13 protein-coding genes and 1 pseudogene are annotated in these 16,240 nt (G+C 28.3%); 7 read left to right on the top strand and 7 right to left on the bottom strand.

Features of this window, described 5'->3' with window-relative positions; all coding sequences use genetic code 11:
• Positions 1 to 57: 57 nt before the first annotated feature.
• The gene (gene pepD / locus I6E31_08230) at positions 58 to 1,170 is read right to left on the bottom strand and encodes a beta-Ala-His dipeptidase (GenBank protein ID MCF2639958.1); all 1,113 of its coding nucleotides are present in this window, start codon (positions 1,168 to 1,170) and stop codon (positions 58 to 60) included.
• Positions 1,171 to 1,189: 19 nt separating this feature from the next.
• A complete protein-coding gene (locus I6E31_08235; GenBank protein MCF2639959.1) occupies positions 1,190 to 2,707 on the bottom strand; it encodes a YfcC family protein in 1,518 nt (505 codons plus the stop codon).
• Positions 2,708 to 3,803: 1,096 nt separating this feature from the next.
• On the opposite strand from I6E31_08235, the gene I6E31_08240 reads away from it, so the two are divergent.
• Positions 3,804 to 4,874 (top strand): hypothetical protein, encoded by a 1,071-nt coding sequence (locus tag I6E31_08240; GenBank protein MCF2639960.1) that lies wholly within the window; start codon positions 3,804 to 3,806, stop codon positions 4,872 to 4,874.
• 273 nt (positions 4,875 to 5,147) lie between these two features.
• On the opposite strand, the gene I6E31_08245 is transcribed toward I6E31_08240, so the two are convergent.
• Positions 5,148 to 5,618 (bottom strand): DUF234 domain-containing protein, encoded by a 471-nt coding sequence (locus tag I6E31_08245; GenBank protein MCF2639961.1) that lies wholly within the window; start codon positions 5,616 to 5,618, stop codon positions 5,148 to 5,150.
• Between the two features lie 494 nt (positions 5,619 to 6,112).
• Positions 6,113 to 6,438, bottom strand: a pseudogene (locus I6E31_08250) (hypothetical protein).
• Positions 6,439 to 6,601: 163 nt separating this feature from the next.
• Between I6E31_08250 and I6E31_08255 the strand changes: the two are divergent.
• Positions 6,602 to 7,165 (top strand): hypothetical protein, encoded by a 564-nt coding sequence (locus I6E31_08255; protein MCF2639962.1) that lies wholly within the window; start codon positions 6,602 to 6,604, stop codon positions 7,163 to 7,165.
• Positions 7,166 to 7,534: 369 nt separating this feature from the next.
• On the opposite strand, the gene I6E31_08260 is transcribed toward I6E31_08255, so the two are convergent.
• Positions 7,535 to 8,305 carry a type III pantothenate kinase gene (locus tag I6E31_08260; GenBank protein MCF2639963.1) on the bottom strand — a complete coding sequence of 257 codons (771 nt, stop codon included), beginning with the start codon at positions 8,303 to 8,305 and terminating at the stop codon, positions 7,535 to 7,537.
• Positions 8,306 to 8,430: 125 nt separating this feature from the next.
• Between I6E31_08260 and I6E31_08265 the strand changes: the two genes are divergently transcribed.
• The 5 genes from I6E31_08265 to I6E31_08285 are packed head-to-tail and all read left to right on the top strand — an operon-like array spanning position 8,431 to position 13,602.
• Entirely contained in the window at positions 8,431 to 9,606 is a 1,176-nt protein-coding gene (locus I6E31_08265; GenBank protein ID MCF2639964.1) for a nucleotidyltransferase, read from the top strand.
• An 11-nt stretch (positions 9,607 to 9,617) separates the two neighbouring features.
• Positions 9,618 to 10,940, top strand: a complete 1,323-nt coding sequence (locus I6E31_08270) for an MFS transporter (GenBank protein ID MCF2639965.1) — start codon at positions 9,618 to 9,620, stop codon at positions 10,938 to 10,940.
• 21 nt (positions 10,941 to 10,961) lie between these two features.
• Positions 10,962 to 12,314 (top strand): ComEC/Rec2 family competence protein, encoded by a 1,353-nt coding sequence (locus I6E31_08275; GenBank protein ID MCF2639966.1) that lies wholly within the window; start codon positions 10,962 to 10,964, stop codon positions 12,312 to 12,314.
• The gene (locus I6E31_08280) at positions 12,277 to 13,014 is read left to right on the top strand and encodes a site-2 protease family protein (protein ID MCF2639967.1); all 738 of its coding nucleotides are present in this window, start codon (positions 12,277 to 12,279) and stop codon (positions 13,012 to 13,014) included. Before I6E31_08275 ends, I6E31_08280 begins: the two co-directional genes overlap by 38 nt.
• 9 nt (positions 13,015 to 13,023) lie before the next feature.
• On the top strand, positions 13,024 to 13,602 hold the full coding sequence (locus I6E31_08285; protein ID MCF2639968.1) for a YigZ family protein: 579 nt from the start codon (positions 13,024 to 13,026) through the stop codon (positions 13,600 to 13,602).
• A 249-nt stretch (positions 13,603 to 13,851) separates the two neighbouring features.
• Here the strand turns inward: I6E31_08285 and citX are convergent, their stop codons facing one another.
• Entirely contained in the window at positions 13,852 to 15,207 is a 1,356-nt protein-coding gene (gene citX / locus I6E31_08290) for a citrate lyase holo-[acyl-carrier protein] synthase (GenBank protein ID MCF2639969.1), read from the bottom strand.
• A 4-nt stretch (positions 15,208 to 15,211) separates the two neighbouring features.
• On the bottom strand, positions 15,212 to 16,240 hold the full coding sequence (gene citC / locus I6E31_08295; GenBank protein ID MCF2639970.1) for a [citrate (pro-3S)-lyase] ligase: 1,029 nt from the start codon (positions 16,238 to 16,240) through the stop codon (positions 15,212 to 15,214).

Below are 16,240 nucleotides of genomic sequence, written 5' to 3' on the forward strand. Positions count from 1 at the left end.
CTAAACTTTTAAATAAATAAATTTTATCATAGAAAGTACTAATTTACAGAAATAAGTTCACACCCTCAGAACTTCAGGATCAGAACTTCTTAAAGATATGATAATATTGATATTTTCATCTAATGTTTTAACTATTGCTAAATTATCTGAAGATTCAACAATCTCAGGATACTCTTTCATCCAAGTATTAACTCCAGTAGGAAGTTCTTCAATAGTTTTTATATAACTATCAAGAGATTTGCTTGAAAGAACAGAAACTTCTTTAGTAGTTGTAGTTTCTAAAGCAAAAACTATTTCAGGTTCAAAAGAAATATATTTTGCTTTTACTTCATCAGCAACTTTAGACATTATATCTTTAATATCTTTTGAAGAAGCTAAAACAACTTTTCCAGATCTAGGAATAGCATTATCTTTACTTCCACCAAAAACTTCTACAAGACTATAATCAGTTAAAGCTTTTAAATTGTGAAGTACTTCTACTAAAATCTTATTTGAATTTCCTCTTTTTTGATTAATTTCAACTCCAGAGTGTCCACCTTGTAATTTTTCAAGAGAAAGAGTATATAGATTAACATCAGATAAAGTTTCTCTTTCTATTGGAAGTAGAATATCAATTTCAACCCCACCAGCGGAACCAACAGTAATTACTCCCTCATCTTCAGAGTCAATATTAATTAACATCTTTCCTTTTAAAATATTTGGCTCAAGAGATAGAGCACCATTTAAGTCTATTTCTTCAGAAGTAGTAGCAAGAAGCTCAATAGTTCCACATTTGATAGATTCATCTTCTAAAATAGCCATTCCCATAGCAATAGCAATTCCATTATCTCCACCAAGAGTAGTTTTATTAGCCTTTAATCTGTTTCCATCTACTACTAAATCAATAGGATCTTTTTTAAAGTCATGGTTGCTATCATTTTCTTTTTCACATACCATGTCCATATGTCCTTGGATAATTATTCCAGGAGCATCTTCATATCCTTGAGAAGCTTTTCTTCTAAGAATAACATTGTAATATTTATCTTGATAAGTTTCTAAATTAAGTTTTTTACCAAATTCAACTAAATAATCACTAATAGCTTTTTCATTATATGATTCTCTAGGAATTTTAGAAATCTCTTCAAAATGATAAAAAACTCTTTCTGGTTTGATACCAACTAATTTTCTCATAATACATCACCTATCTTTATTATATCATAGTTCCAATAACAAGAGCAACAATAGAGTAAATTCCCATGATTATCATAAGAGGCATAATATATTTTAACCATTTATTAAATGTAGTTTCAGCCATTTCAAGTGTAACAAGAATAAGTCCTGTTGGAGTAATAAATGACATTAATCCTTGTCCCCAGTTATATGCGTTGATAACAACCTCTCTTGATAGACCAACACTGTCAGCAAGAGGAGCCATAATAGGCATTGTAAGAACTGCAAGTCCTGAAGATGATGGAATAAAGAATCCTAAGAATGAGAATACTGCAAGTTGAGCAATAGCAAATAAACTTCCACTCATTCCTGTGATCATATTGATAGAGTAGTTTAATAGTGTATCAGAGATCATACCATTATCCATAACTATATTGATAGCTCTAGCAAGTCCAATAGTAAGAACTACCCCTATAAGTTCAGCTGCTCCATCAACAAATGTATTAACTGCATCTTTTTCAGATAGCCCAGAAAGTATCATTATAATAATAGCAACTCCAAGGAATAGTGCAGACATCTCTTCGAACCACCAACCACCAACAGCAACTCCCCAAACTAAGATTAAGAAAGCAACTGTAAACACTAAGAATATTAGTTTTCTTCTTAAAGTAAACTCTATAACTTTATCAGGATCATAATCTTTTAAGAAACGATCTCTAATCTTTTCATTTTCTTCATAAACAAGAGAATTTTTAGGATCTTGATTTACTTTTTTAGCATACCAATACATATAAGCTAAAGTAATTATAGAACCAATAACTAAAACTATTATTCTAAATTTTAAACCAGTAGTAAAGCTAATTCCAGCAGCATTTGAAGCTATAACAACTGAGAATGGGTTTACTGTAGAGAACATAGTTCCTATTGATGATCCCATATAGATAGCAGCAATACAAGTTATTGCATCAAAACCACTTATAAGGAAGATAGGCATCAATATAGGATAGAAAGCAATAGTTTCTTCTGCTAGTCCAAATGTAGTTCCACCAAGTGTAGTAAGAGCAAAAACAAGAACAACTAAAATAAACTCTTTACCTTTAGTTTTCTTAGATAGAGCACCTATACCTGCATCAAATGCTCCTACTTTATTAACAAGACCAATGATACCACCAAGAATTAAAACGAAAATCATAATGTCAACTGAATCCATAACCCCAATTACTGGAGATTTGATAACATCTACAATACCTTGTGGTTGTTGTTCAATTTGAACATATGTTCCAGGGATAGCAATAGGTTTTTTAATAGTTCCATCTTCAAATTTAGAAAGATCTAATTGAATATGAAGATCATTAAGAACTTCTTGAGTAGCTGGAATAGCTTTTGTTTCATCATTATGATCAGTTATAATGAAATCTCTAGTTGATTCATCATAAGTTAATCTAGAAAATTTTCCAGATGGAACAATGTAAGTAAGAATTGCAGCTAAGATCAAGATGATAAAAAGTACTGTAAATGCCGTAGGGAATTCACGTTTTTTCTTTTGACTCAAAATAATCACTCCTCGTATAATATTTTTTATATAAATATAAACTAAAAAGTTTGTAATTGTGTAATGTTTTCTGAGGAAAAGAATACAAACTGATAGTTTTGTACGAAAATTTATACAATTATAATATAAAGTAAATTTTAAGCTCTGTCAAGAAAAAAACTATTAATGCTTTCTCAATTAGAGAGGAAATTAATAAAATTTTTTCTTGAGATAAAAAAAGAGCTCATTGGTAATACAAACAAAAGCTCTATGAAATAAGATCTATTTTCATATAATGTAAAACCTAAAAGTTGATATAATAAAAAAATTGCTATTAATCAATAATAGATATTATAGCATAAAAATAAAAAATTAAAAAAATAAAAAATAATTTAAAACTTTTTTCAAGTAATCCAAGTCTAAATATCATAATTAAAAATAATAAAATTTTCTCTCCCTAGAAAATAGATCCCCTCTTTGAAAAAAGTTGAAGAGGGGAAGAAAAAATAAAAAAAATTTAAACTTTTTAAAGAGATTGAAAGTCTAAATATCATAATAAAAGTAGTAATTTTTTCTCCCACAGGAAAAAGTTCCCCTCTCTTGAAAAACAGAGAGGGGAAAATAAAAAAAATAAAAATTATTTAAACTTTTTAGTGAACTAAAGAGTCTAAAGTATATAAATAATAAAGATAATGATCATAGTAAAAATGTTAATCCCCCCAGAAAAAAGATTTCTCAAAAGGAAATCAATTGACCCTCATTTTATTGAGGGAAGAGCTAATAATAAAAGATTAATATAAATTTCTCCCCCCTTAAAAAGACTGATTTAATTCAGTCTTTTTGTTTTTTTTGTTCATTAAAAATTTTGTCTACCTCTTGGGGTAGTGTCTACCTATTATCTCTTCCTCTTTCTTTTATCTTTATTTATTTTTTTTTATGGGGGAAAGAGGAAATTTTCTTGGGGTATATGTAAAAATTATGTTGAAAAAATAAAAAAAAATAAAAAAAACTATTTACAAATTGTTCAAAATGAGGTATAACATTGTTGATGGGAGACTCTTTAAATAGAGTAAATATATTATGTGAAAGACTTTTATAGGTCTTTTATAAAGGGGAGATAATTATGAGAAAATTAGCACTTTTACTAGGATCATTAGTAGTAGTAGCTTCAGCTTCTGCTAAAGAAGTAGTACCTGCACCAGTTGTAGTTGAAGAAGCTCCAGTACAAATCGTTGAAAAAGAAGTAATAGTTTACAGAGACAAAGAAGAAGGATTCAGACCTAACGGAAACGTAGATCTACAATACAGATACTATGGAAAAACTGAAGATCATAAAGAGTGGAATGGAAATGACAACTATTCAAGAACTCAACTTCAAGGAAAAATCCAAATGACTGAAAACCAAGCTTTAGATTTCAGAGTAAGAGATTACAATGACCTTGATAAAGAAGGAAATCAAAACTATCAAAATGGAGCAAAAGATACAGCAGTAAGATTAAGATATTTCTATAACCATGGAAATCTTGGAGATTCTAAAGTAGGAGCTCAATCATTTGTTAGATATGAAAAAAATGGTTCTCAAACATTAGAATATAGATATAATTTACAATTTGCAGATTATTTCTTCAATAATGATTTTGTAAAAACAACTAACTTTGTAGTAGGACCTAGATATATCTATTCTTGGGATTCATCAAATGATGATGCTTATAAAAATACTATTGGACTATATGCAGATATCGTTCATGAACTTCCATGGGGATTCAGTACAGAGTTTGAATTAGATGGACTTCACTATAATATGTATGGAGATGCTTCAAGAGTAGAAGATGGAAAATCTACAAATCTTAAAGATAATGATACAGAAGTAACATTTAACTTATACTTATATCATGATGCAAATCTTTATTCAAATGATAAATACTCATTAGATTGGCATTTTGAAGGTGGATATGACTCATACAGCTGGTATAATAGAGATGAAGTTGTTACAACTGCCGACAACTATATAGATGCTGAATATTCAGCGTATGCACAACCAAGTGTAACTTTATCATACCAAGCTACAGAGTTTGTTTCTCTATATGCAACTTTAGGAGCAGAATATAGAAACTGGAATATTACTGCAGAATCAGAAGCTTCTCACTGGAGATGGCAACCATACGGAATCGTAGGATTCAAAACTACATTCTAGTTTAATTTAAAAATTTAATATGAATTTTAGTACCTGTCAATTGGCAGGTACTTTTTTTTAAATAAAAAAGCAGGAGAATCTGCCAAATTCTCCCACATAAAACTGCTTTATAAAAAGATTAGTATATAGATAGCAATTCATTACAACATTGATTCCTAAAAAAATCTATGGTATAATCTAAATACAAAAAAGAGTTTTTTCAATAATGGAAAATAGGCAATAGAAAAAGATGAAGTTCACGCCAATATAACTTCATCTTTTTTATTTTACTATTTAGAAATCGCTTAATATAATATTATCATTTTCTTTAGCCAACTTTATTAGCTCATCAGAAAATCCCTCTTTAGAAAACAGTATAAAATACTCTTTTCTACTTGTATTTTTCCATTGAACTTTTTTACTTTTCTCTTTTAAATCATATAAAACACTTAGTCCAACTTTTTTTACTGACCATTTACACTCACCAAAAATAATCTCATTTTCTCCTATTCCAACAATATCAATCTCATCATTTTTATCCCACCATCTTCCCAATTTTTTTATAGGAAAAGGGATAATATTAGTATTTAGTAAACTTTCTCTAGCTAATTCTTCATATGTTTTTGACACCCAAAGATCAAACTCATTTTTTATTTTTTCTAAAGGGTAGTTAATATTTCCTATTTCTAAATAGCTTTGATAAGGGTAAACATAATTAAACCAAAATCTAAGATAATTATCTTTTATTTTATACAACCCTTTTATATCATCTTATTTTAATAAAGTAAATTATGATAATTTATTTTATCATAATTTAAATTATTTTAATTGAAAATTTTTTTTACAAAAAATAAAAAAGCAGGAGAATCTGCCAAATTCTCCCACATAAAACTACTCTGTAAAAAGATTAGTATAAGTTTTTAGATAGCAATAGAAATAGTGCTATCATGATGATAATTATGTAAAGCTTTCTCACTTATTCACCTCCTTTCTTGAGATGAACAGCCAAGAAAGAAGAGCAATTCATTATAACATTGATTCCTAAAAAAATCTATGTTATAGTTAAGTTAGCTAAAAGATAAAATAGTCTCTTTAACTTATATCTCTGTTTTCTTAAGATATTTAGATTAAGGAAGGAACACAAGTATTATATCATTGATTTTTATAAGAGTTTATGTTATAATTCAATTGATGATATATTTGTAAAGCAATAAAGAGCGAAAAAATGAGGGCTGCCAAAAACCTCATTTTTTTATTTGTCAAAAACAAAAATATTTATCTTTTTTTAAAGCTATATCAATAATTTTTTTACTATAATCAGCCATAAATAATGGGATATTTAAAAGCTCATCATCTAAAGTTAAATTCTCAAAGGAAAATCTCACTCTAAGTTTAATCTCAAAGGAATAGATTTCCAAATCATAGATATTTTAGGAAACTCTCTGATATTAGGGTGTTTAGCGAAATCTCTTTCATAAGCTTCTATAATATTGTTAGAAGTTTTTTTCATAAGCTCAATATCTCTCTCTTGAGTCCATAAATAAACAACCTCTGGCATTCCTCCAGTTACATAATACATCTTTAAAATAAATCTTTTAATTAAACACCTCTAAATAGTTTTATAAAAATCATTTTTACGTTATCAAGTTTTTTAGTATACAGAAGCAAAATATTATGATATGCTAAAAGAAAAAAGGTTAAAAATAGTTACAATATGAAATTAAAAGAATTTTAGAAAGGAAGGAAATATGAAAAAATTAATATTATTAGGAATGGCAATTTTAAGTATTAGTGCTTTTGCAGCAAGAGAGAAAGTACCAGAAGATGTAGAAAAGATGATTACAAAATCTTCTCAAACTTTAGATGGAAGTGAAAAGATAAGATATAAAAATTGGCAGATAGATTCATATTTAAGAATGGAAAAATTAGGAAAAGAATCTGGAATCCCTGCTAATGAATTTGAAAGAATAAAACATAAATTAAGAGTTATGTATGGGGCAAACTTTGCAAAACAATATCAAGTTTTACCAGATGAGATAAGAGACTATAATGAGTTAGTAGAGAGAGTAAAAAAAGAAACTGCTAAAAATTTAGAAGTTAGCGAAGAAAAAAACAGTATAGCTAAAGCTGAAATGGAAAAAAATATAGCTGTTTCAAAAGTTCCAGCTGAAGTAATTGAGATATACAAGGAAACTGCTGAAAAACTATACCCTGAAAACTATGTAGGACAAAAAGCATATATTGATGCTTCTATGGAAGAGTATTTTAAAATAATAGAATTTATAAAAAATAATAAAAGCTTGATTAAATAAAAAAGCAGGTGTTTAAACCACGCCAATAGTTTAGACATCCACATAAAATTATGATATTCTAATTAGAATATATTTTTAGATAAAAGTATAAATAATACTAATATCAAAAGTACAAAAAAGAATTTTTTCAATAGTGGAAAATAGATAATAGAAAGAGACAGAGGACACGCCAAAATACCTTTGTCTTTTTTATTAACCACTTACTTATTATTTATAAATTATAAGTTTTGTAAATGTAAATTTAAGGATTACAGAAACTTCGTTTCTGCGTCTCAAAAGTAGTAGTCGTTTGCACTCTTCTACTTTTGGAAATTATAGTTTATATATAAAAAGTGACTATTGAAAATAAAATAGTCACTTGAGAAAAACTTATTTTTTATTATGTAAATAAAGAGTATAAAGCCCCTTGATGCTTAGGTCTGGAGAGTAAACATCAATCTCCTCTATCTCAGCAGATAAGATTTTACCTAATCCTCCAGTTGCAACAACAAATGGATTATCAATAACCTCTTTAATTTTCTTAATAATATGCTTAATTTGTCCAGCATAACCATAGAAAATTCCAGCTTGAATCTGTTCATTTGTATTTTTACCAAGTACAGATTCAGGAGTACTAAATTTAACTTTAGGTAGTTTTGCAGTATTAGCAAAAAGTGCATTAATAGACATCTCTATTCCAGGAAGAATCCCTCCTCCAACATAAACTGTTTTCTCTAACACCTCATAAGTTGTAGCACTTCCAAAGTCAAAAATAACTAGATTTTTATCTGGATAATCATTTAATGATTGAACAATATCAATTATTCTATCAGCACCAAATCCAGTTGGATTAAGATTCGGAGCAAAAGTAAAAGGTATTTTTATATCAGGTCCTACTATCATAGGATCAATATGAAAATATTTTTTTCCTAAAAATTGGAAAATTGTAATAAGGTTTGGCACAACAGAAGCTACTATTATTCCCTCAACATTTTTAATATCAATCTTATTAAATTCAGATATATTTCTTAAATAAGAGAAATATTCATCTTCTGTAAGTTTATCATTAGAAGCTACTCTAAAAGTTAAAAGTACCTCTCCATTATTATCTAAGATTCCAGTAACTATATGAGTATTTCCAATGTCTATTGCTAAAAGCATGGTTTCCCTCCTTAAAAATTCAGTTTTATATAATTATAATCTAAAAAATAGAAAAATCAAATAAAATTTATTGATTTGAGGGAAAACAACTGATATTATGTTAATATGTATGGAAAGGAGAGAAAATGAAAGCAGTAGGAGTTATAGTAGAGTATAATCCCTTTCATAATGGACATAAATTACATTTAGATAAAATTAATGAGAGAGATAGTGAAAGTGTAAAAATTGCTGTGATGAGTGGAGATTTTGTTCAACGGGGAGAACCTGCTATTATAAATCGTTGGAAACGAGCTGAAATAGCTCTAAAAAATGGAATAGATATAGTAGTTGAGTTACCCTGCTTTTATTCGTGTCAAAGTGCAGAAATCTTTGCTAGGGGGGCTGTAGGGATATTAGATGAACTTCAATGTAAAGAGATAATCTTTGGTTCTGAAACTTCAAATATAGAAGAATTGAAAAAAATAGCATCTTTAGAAGAAAGTAAAATTTTTAAAGAAAAGATAAAAGAGTTTTTAAAAAGTGGTGAATCATATCCAAATGCTTATTCAAAAGCTTTAAAAGAGGTAAGTGGAAAGGAACAAAACAATTTATCCAATGATATTTTAGGAATAGAGTATATAAAGGGGATAAATTATTGGAATAGTAAGATTGAACCAGTAACAATATTGAGAGAAAAGGTTGGATATCATAGCACAGATGTAGAGGATAATATAGCAAGTGCAACAGCTATAAGAAAATTTTTGAGAGGTGGAGAAAATATTGAGAAGTTTCTTCCAAAAGAGAGTTTCAGTATTTTAATAGAGGAGTTTAATAACGGTAAAATAGTGGAACTTAAAGATTTTTATCCACTGTTAAGATATGAGATAATTAGAAATAGAGATAGTCTTAAAAATATTCAAGATATGGAAAAGGGATATGAGAATAGATTGTATGAGGAAGCTATTAAAAATAGTGATTTTGAGTCTTTTTACAAAGCTATTGAAAGTAGACGTTTTACTCATGGAAGAACTCAAAGGGTGTTACTACATATATTATTAGGAATTACTGTTGAGATTACTGAGATAGTAAAAAAAGAGATTCCATATGTTAGAGTGATGGGATTTAATAAAAAAGGAAGAGAGTATCTAAACTATTTGAAAAAATATGAGAACAAAAAAATAATAACCTCTCTAAAAAATATTCAAGATAATTTTTCTATGGGAGTTAGAGAGCTAATTGAATTTAATGAGAGGGCATCTACAATTTATAAGATGCAGAATTTTTATGAAGAGAGAAAGATACCGATAATAATAAAAAATTAAGAGGAAAGAAAATGGAGAAGAGGATACCTTTAAGTATACAGATTTTTTATGGACTGGGAGTTAGTTACGCAATAGTAGATCAAATTTTTGCACAATGGATACTTTATTTTTATTTGCCACCTGAAAGTTCAGGGTTAAAACCAGTTATGGCACCATTGTTAATATCATTGGCTTTAGTTATTTCAAGACTTGTGGATATGGTAACAGACCCTTTAGTTGGATTTTTATCTGATAGAGTTAATACAAGATGGGGAAGAAGAATACCATTTATAGCAGTAGGAACTATCCCTTTAGCATTGTGTACAATAGCCTTTTTTTATCCACCAATGGGAAATGAAAAGGGAGCTTTTGCCTATTTAGCTTTAGTAGGATCACTATTTTTTACATTTTATACAGTGGTAGGAGCACCTTATAACTCTTTGATTCCAGAGATTGGGCAAACACAAGAGGAGAGATTAAATCTATCAACTTGGCAATCAATATTTAGATTAGTTTATACAGCACTGGCTATGATAATTCCTGGGGTATTGATAAAGATGATTGGAAAAGGAGATACACTTTTAGGAATAAGAGGAATGATAATAACTCTTTGTGTAATTGCAGCTATTGGGGGAATTATAACTGTACTCTTTGTTCCAGAGAAAAAGTACTCTTTAGGAAAAAATTCAAATGCAAGTTTTAAAGAAACAATGGGAATAGTATTTAAAAACAGACAATTTATAATGTATCTTATGGGGTTATTATTTTTCTTTATAGGGTTTAATAATTTGAGAGCAGTAATGAACTATTTTGTTGAAGATATAATGGGATATGGAAAGGGAGCTATTACAATTGCTTCAGCTCTTCTTTTTGGAATGTCAGCCCTATGTTTTTATCCTACAAATCTTCTTTCAAGAAAGTATGGTTATAGAAAGATAATGTTAGGGTGCTTATCTATGTTAATAATATTTACTTTAGCACTATTTTTCTTAGGAAAGATTATACCTACTAAATTTGGTTTTGTTCTATTTGCATTGATAGGAATACCAATTGCAGGGGCTGGATTTATCTTTCCACCTGCTATGCTAAGTGAGATAGGTAGTAAGATGAGTGATAATGCTGGACAACGTATAGAGGGAATCTGCTTCGGTATACAAGGGTTCTTTTTGAAAATGGCATTTCTTATTTCAATTTTAATACTACCAATAATATTAGTTTCTGGAAGTGGAGATATTTTATCTGCAATTACAGGAACACCTAAGGGAGTAGAAAAGAGTGGAATTTACTTTACAGCTATAGTTTCAGCAATCTCTTTTATTATATCTTTTATTTTTTATTATAAGTATGAAGAGTAAGTTTTAAACTATGGAGGGGTTATGGAGATAACTTATATTTTACTTGGAGAAATATTAGGAATTTTGTTGTTGTTTCAATTTTTTTCTAGTTGGATAGTTATCTCAATAACTCTTTTTAGCTTAGGAATTGTATATTTTTTTACTAAGAAAAAATCTATTTTAATTTATATCATACCTATTCTTTTTGTAATAAGATTAGTTTTTGGAGTTCATAGTGGAGATTTTGATTATTTAGAAAATATTAGATTGAAAGTTGAACTTAATAGAGGAATAGGAAAAGTTTTAAAAATAGATAATAAAAATTTAAAAAACTTAACTTTTATCTATCTGTCAGAGTTAGCTGATGGAAAATACAATGTTTTAGGAGAGTTTAAAGAGCTTGAGAAAAAAGAGAACGTAGATATCATTAGTATAAATAGATTAGAGGTAGAAAAATTAGAGGATAGTTTTTTAGAAAAATATTTTAAAAATAGAGTAGAAAGTTTTATAGAAAAGGGAGATAGATATTTTAAAAGAGTTTATAGAGCTATTATTTTAGGAGAGAGTAGAGAGATACCAAAAGAGCTGAGAGAGAAATTTAATTATGTAGGAGTTTCACATCTTTTTGCTCTTTCAGGATTGCATATAGGGATAATAATAGGAGTAATAAGTTTTATAAGTGGTAAATTTTCAATCTCTAGAGATAAGAGGTATTGGATTATTTTAATAGGATTGACACTGTATTTTCTAGGAATAAAACACTCACCCTCTCTTATAAGAGCTTATATAATGGGAGTGATATTTCTTTTTGGGAAGATATTCTATGAAAATATTGATATAGAAAAATCTTTAGCAGTAAGTTTTATTATAAGCTTATTTTTAAATCCTGTTTCTATCTATGAAGTTTCCTTTAAGCTTTCATACTTAGCAGTAGCAGCAATTATTTTTATCTATCCTTTTATAATAAAATTTTATAAAGGAAAGTCAAAATTGATAAAAAATATTGCCTTAATAGGAACAATACAAGTTTTTTTACTTCCTATATTGATAAAAGAGTTTGGAACTATACAACTATTTTCTATTTTTAGTAATCTGATAATTGTGCCATTGGGAAGTTTATATATAACTTTAGCTTTTATAGGATTGTTATTTGAAAATTTTGGATTGGGAGTAGTTATATACCCCATTGTAAATATAATTTTTAAATTTTTAATAAAAATAGTTGAAATTTTTTCAAATATTCCTATGTTGATTATAAAATATAGTGGTAACAAAGATAACACAATATTTTTACTTTTTTATGTTATAATATTTGGAATAATATTTTATAATAAATTTAAAATGGAAGGTAAAAAAGATGAGAAGATTTATAGAAGAACTAAAATATCTCAATAGAGGTATGGGAAATTCTACAAAGATAATTTTAGCAATAATATTTGGATATTTTATATTTAATCTCCTTGGTGGTGTAATTTTTAGACCGATGATGTTGTTAAATATAGCAGTTTTAATTTTTTCCCTACTGGTACATGAAATATCTCATGGATTAGCAGCATATTTTTGTGGAGATACAACAGCTAGGGACTATGGAAGATTAAGCTTTAATCCACTTCATCATTTAGATCCTTTGGGAACAATTTTCCCTATAATTCTAATTTTCTTAGGATCACCATTTGTTTTTGGTTGGGCAAAACCTGTGCCTATAAACTATTGGAGATTGAAAAATGGAAGAACAGGAGAATTTTTAGTAGCAATTGCAGGGGTAGTTTCAAATATTATCTTAGCTTTGATAGGATTGATACTGCTAAAATATCTTACTCCATTTATTCATAGTGGAGTATTTGCATCATTGTGTATATATTTGATTAGATTGAATATTTTACTTGCTGTATTTAATATATTGCCAATTCCCCCACTAGATGGGTCAAGAGTAGTGGCATCAATGGCTGGAAGAGAGTTAAGAAATACTATTTTCTCTTTAGATCAATATGGAATATTTATAATTCTTATTTTAAATATGGTAGGTATTCTTGATAGTGTAATCGGATCATTAGCAGAGTTTTTAGTTAAAATATTAATAGGTTTAGTTTTTTAGGTGGGAAAGATGAAAAGTGTAGAAAAAGAGTGTGTAATAGAGTTTGAAGAAAGAAAATCAAAATTTATAGGTTATGTAAAACCTGTGGGGAGTAAGCAAGAGGCAGAAGATTTTATTGCATCTATTAGAGAGAAACATAAGGATGCAACTCACAATTGTACTGCCTATAAGGTTATAGATAATGGACAGGAGTATTTTAAAACTGATGATGATGGAGAGCCAAGTGGTACTGCAGGAAAGCCTATGGGAGATATTATAACTTATATGGAGGTAACAAATTTAGCAGTTGTTGCCACTAGATATTTTGGTGGAATAAAGCTAGGGGCTGGAGGCTTAGTGAGAAACTATGCTAAAACAGCTAAATTAGCAATACAAGAGGCTGGAATAGCTGAGTATGTAGAAAGAAAAGTATATATGATTGATTTTCCATATGAGAAGATAGGGGATATTGAGATGCTTATTGATAGTATGGGAGGAGAGTATTTAGATAAAGGATTTAATGAGAGGGTAACTTATAAGGTAAGAACAGATTTAACAGCCTTTGAAACTTTAAAAAATACTAAAGGTGTACTGGTAATAGAGTTGTAAAGTAAAAATAGTTTTCTATAATGATAAAATTTATAGAGAGCTATTTTTTATTTGTTTATATAAAAAATATAGGAATAGAATCCTATTATTTGCTATTTTTATAATTTTATAGGAATACATTCCTAATTTATTAGATGAAATATTACCAAACTCTGACTACAATGGAATAAAAAGATTAAATGCGATAGAATGGCTTTTAGAAAAAAATAGTCTTCCATGCTTTAAACATAAAAGACTATTGCTTATAACTTATAAAGAAAAAACTTTTTTAAAGAAATATAAAAATATAGTAATAGCTAAAAGATCAGCACTGCCACCAGGGCTGATTTTTTCTTTTATATAGGCATTTTCCATATCTCTAGCTATTTTAATACCATCCTCTTTATAGATACCACCATTTTCAAAGAAAGCCTCAGCTTCTCTCTTAATTCTATGAAGCATATGTATATCATGTCTGTGTACTATTGTACTATCCATAACTTTTCCCATTAAGAAAATTAGAGTTTGTACAAAAGCGAGATTAAAATCTGTACATTTATTTAAAGAATCTTCTAAAATTTTTAGAGATCCATTAAATACAACATCTAATCCAGCTTTTACCTCTCCTCTAACCCCAGTAAAGCCATAGTTGATGTAGAGTCTTTCACCATGAGTTAACTCTTTTTTATCCTTTATATTTTCAAAATCTTTTAGTATATCCTTACACATATCTTTTATCAATGGTTGGATATCATCAAAATTTTTTCCCTCATATAAAGTTCTTGTAGCAGTAACAACCACTATTCCCAATAGGAATATCATACCTTTGTGAGTATTTACATTTTCAGTAGCTTTAAACATATTTATTTCCATCTCTATTCCAATTTTTCTACTAAGTAGAAAAGCCTTTTCCAATGGAAGATATGAATAAGCAACCTCTGCCATTCTTTCAAAACCTTCTTTAATAGCAAAAGAGCTTTTTAAAAATGTAAAAAAGTCCATATCCTCATGTGATCCTTGAGTGAGAGGCGAAACTAAACCAAAAGATGGAGCAGTTGCAACCTCATAGATCATAGAATTTAAAGCTAAATCTCCAATTTTTTTTACTATTTCATTTTTTTTAATCAAATAATCATTGTAAGCTATATATTTTTCAAGGATTACATTTTTTATCTCTTGATGAGAGTGTTTCATACTACGTCCACAAACAAAAGCTAAATCATCACAGATCATACATTTTCTCTTAGGATAACCAAACATACTTCTTGAAAGAGATGTTCCATCATTTGAATAAACATCAATATCTAAACATCTTCCAAGTATATGCTTTTCTTCAAAGGTAACAGTGATCTCTTTTATAGTTTCAGCCTTTTCTTTTATAACAAAAAGATATATTTTTCCTTCAAGGTTTTCTAATACTTTTTCATAGAGAATCTTCTCTCTAAAATAATCTTTCATCTCATTTGCTGCAATATCAGCTATTTTAGTAGCTAAAGGCTCAAGTTTATCCTCTCCAGGATAGTTGGTTCTTACAGCAATAAGTGGATAATTAAATTTGTTTAATAAATTTTTTTGCAGTTCAACACGTTCTTCTCTAAGTTCTAAAAATTTATTTAAATCAAACATTTTATTAGTGAGGTAAGTTGCTATTTTTTAACTTTTCCTCAATCTCCTTTCCTTCAGCACTAATAAGGAAATTAAAAGTTGTTTCAGGAACTAAAGATCTTAACTCTTCAATCTCTCCATTTTTAATTTTTTCCCTTACAATAGAAGCACTTATAGCGATTTCTCCTATCTCTTTTCTAGGGACTAAAACAACTTCCATTCCATATTGTGGTAAAATTTCCATTAAAGTCTCATTGTATTTTTTAGTAACTTTACAATAAGGTTCTTCCCCAATATATCTTTTATTAATGTTAAGTTTTTTACCAAATTGTTTTCCAGCTATTGTAGCATCAAGTTTTGTATACTCTATTAATGAGTCATCCTCTTTACGAAGAAAGTAGTTAGGGAATGTAGCTGAAGATATCATATATTCACTACCTGCTAAAACTTTTACATTATTTAGATGAGCAGTTCCCTCTTTTACTAAATTATATCTAACCTTGAAAGGAAATACAGATTTATCTTCTTCAACAACAAAGATTAAAACTTCTTCGTTCTCTTTAGCAGCTTTTTCTATAAGGTATTGATGCCCATAAGTGAATGGGTTACAGTTCATAACTATCATAGCCTTTTGCTTATCCATATCAATAGATTTTTTTATCTTATCTATTGTTTTATCTATGCTATTTGTTCCCATTTCCATAAGAATAACTTTGTCAGTTTGAGCAACCTCTTTATAACCTATTCCCTTAAATATCTCTTGATTTTTAGTTTTAGTAAATACCATACTATGAAAATATCCTTGATCAAACATCTTATTTGTGACATTTGTTAAGATAGAACCAGAGATTCCCTCACCTTGATGAGCTGGATCAATAGCAAAACATTTTATAATATTTTTACCTTTTGAAGCAGTGGCAATAATCTCATCATTCTCTCTAATAACAACTGTGTAATCAATATTAGGATCATATTTTAGTTCAAACTTAGCTAAAAATTCAGTTACTTCCTTAACCTCAAAAGGGTTAGAAAGATTAACTTTTTCAATATTCAT

The sequence above is a fragment of the Fusobacterium varium genome, from assembly GCA_021531615.1.
In the GTDB taxonomy this organism is placed as follows: Bacteria; Fusobacteriota; Fusobacteriia; order Fusobacteriales; family Fusobacteriaceae; genus Fusobacterium_A; species Fusobacterium_A varium_C.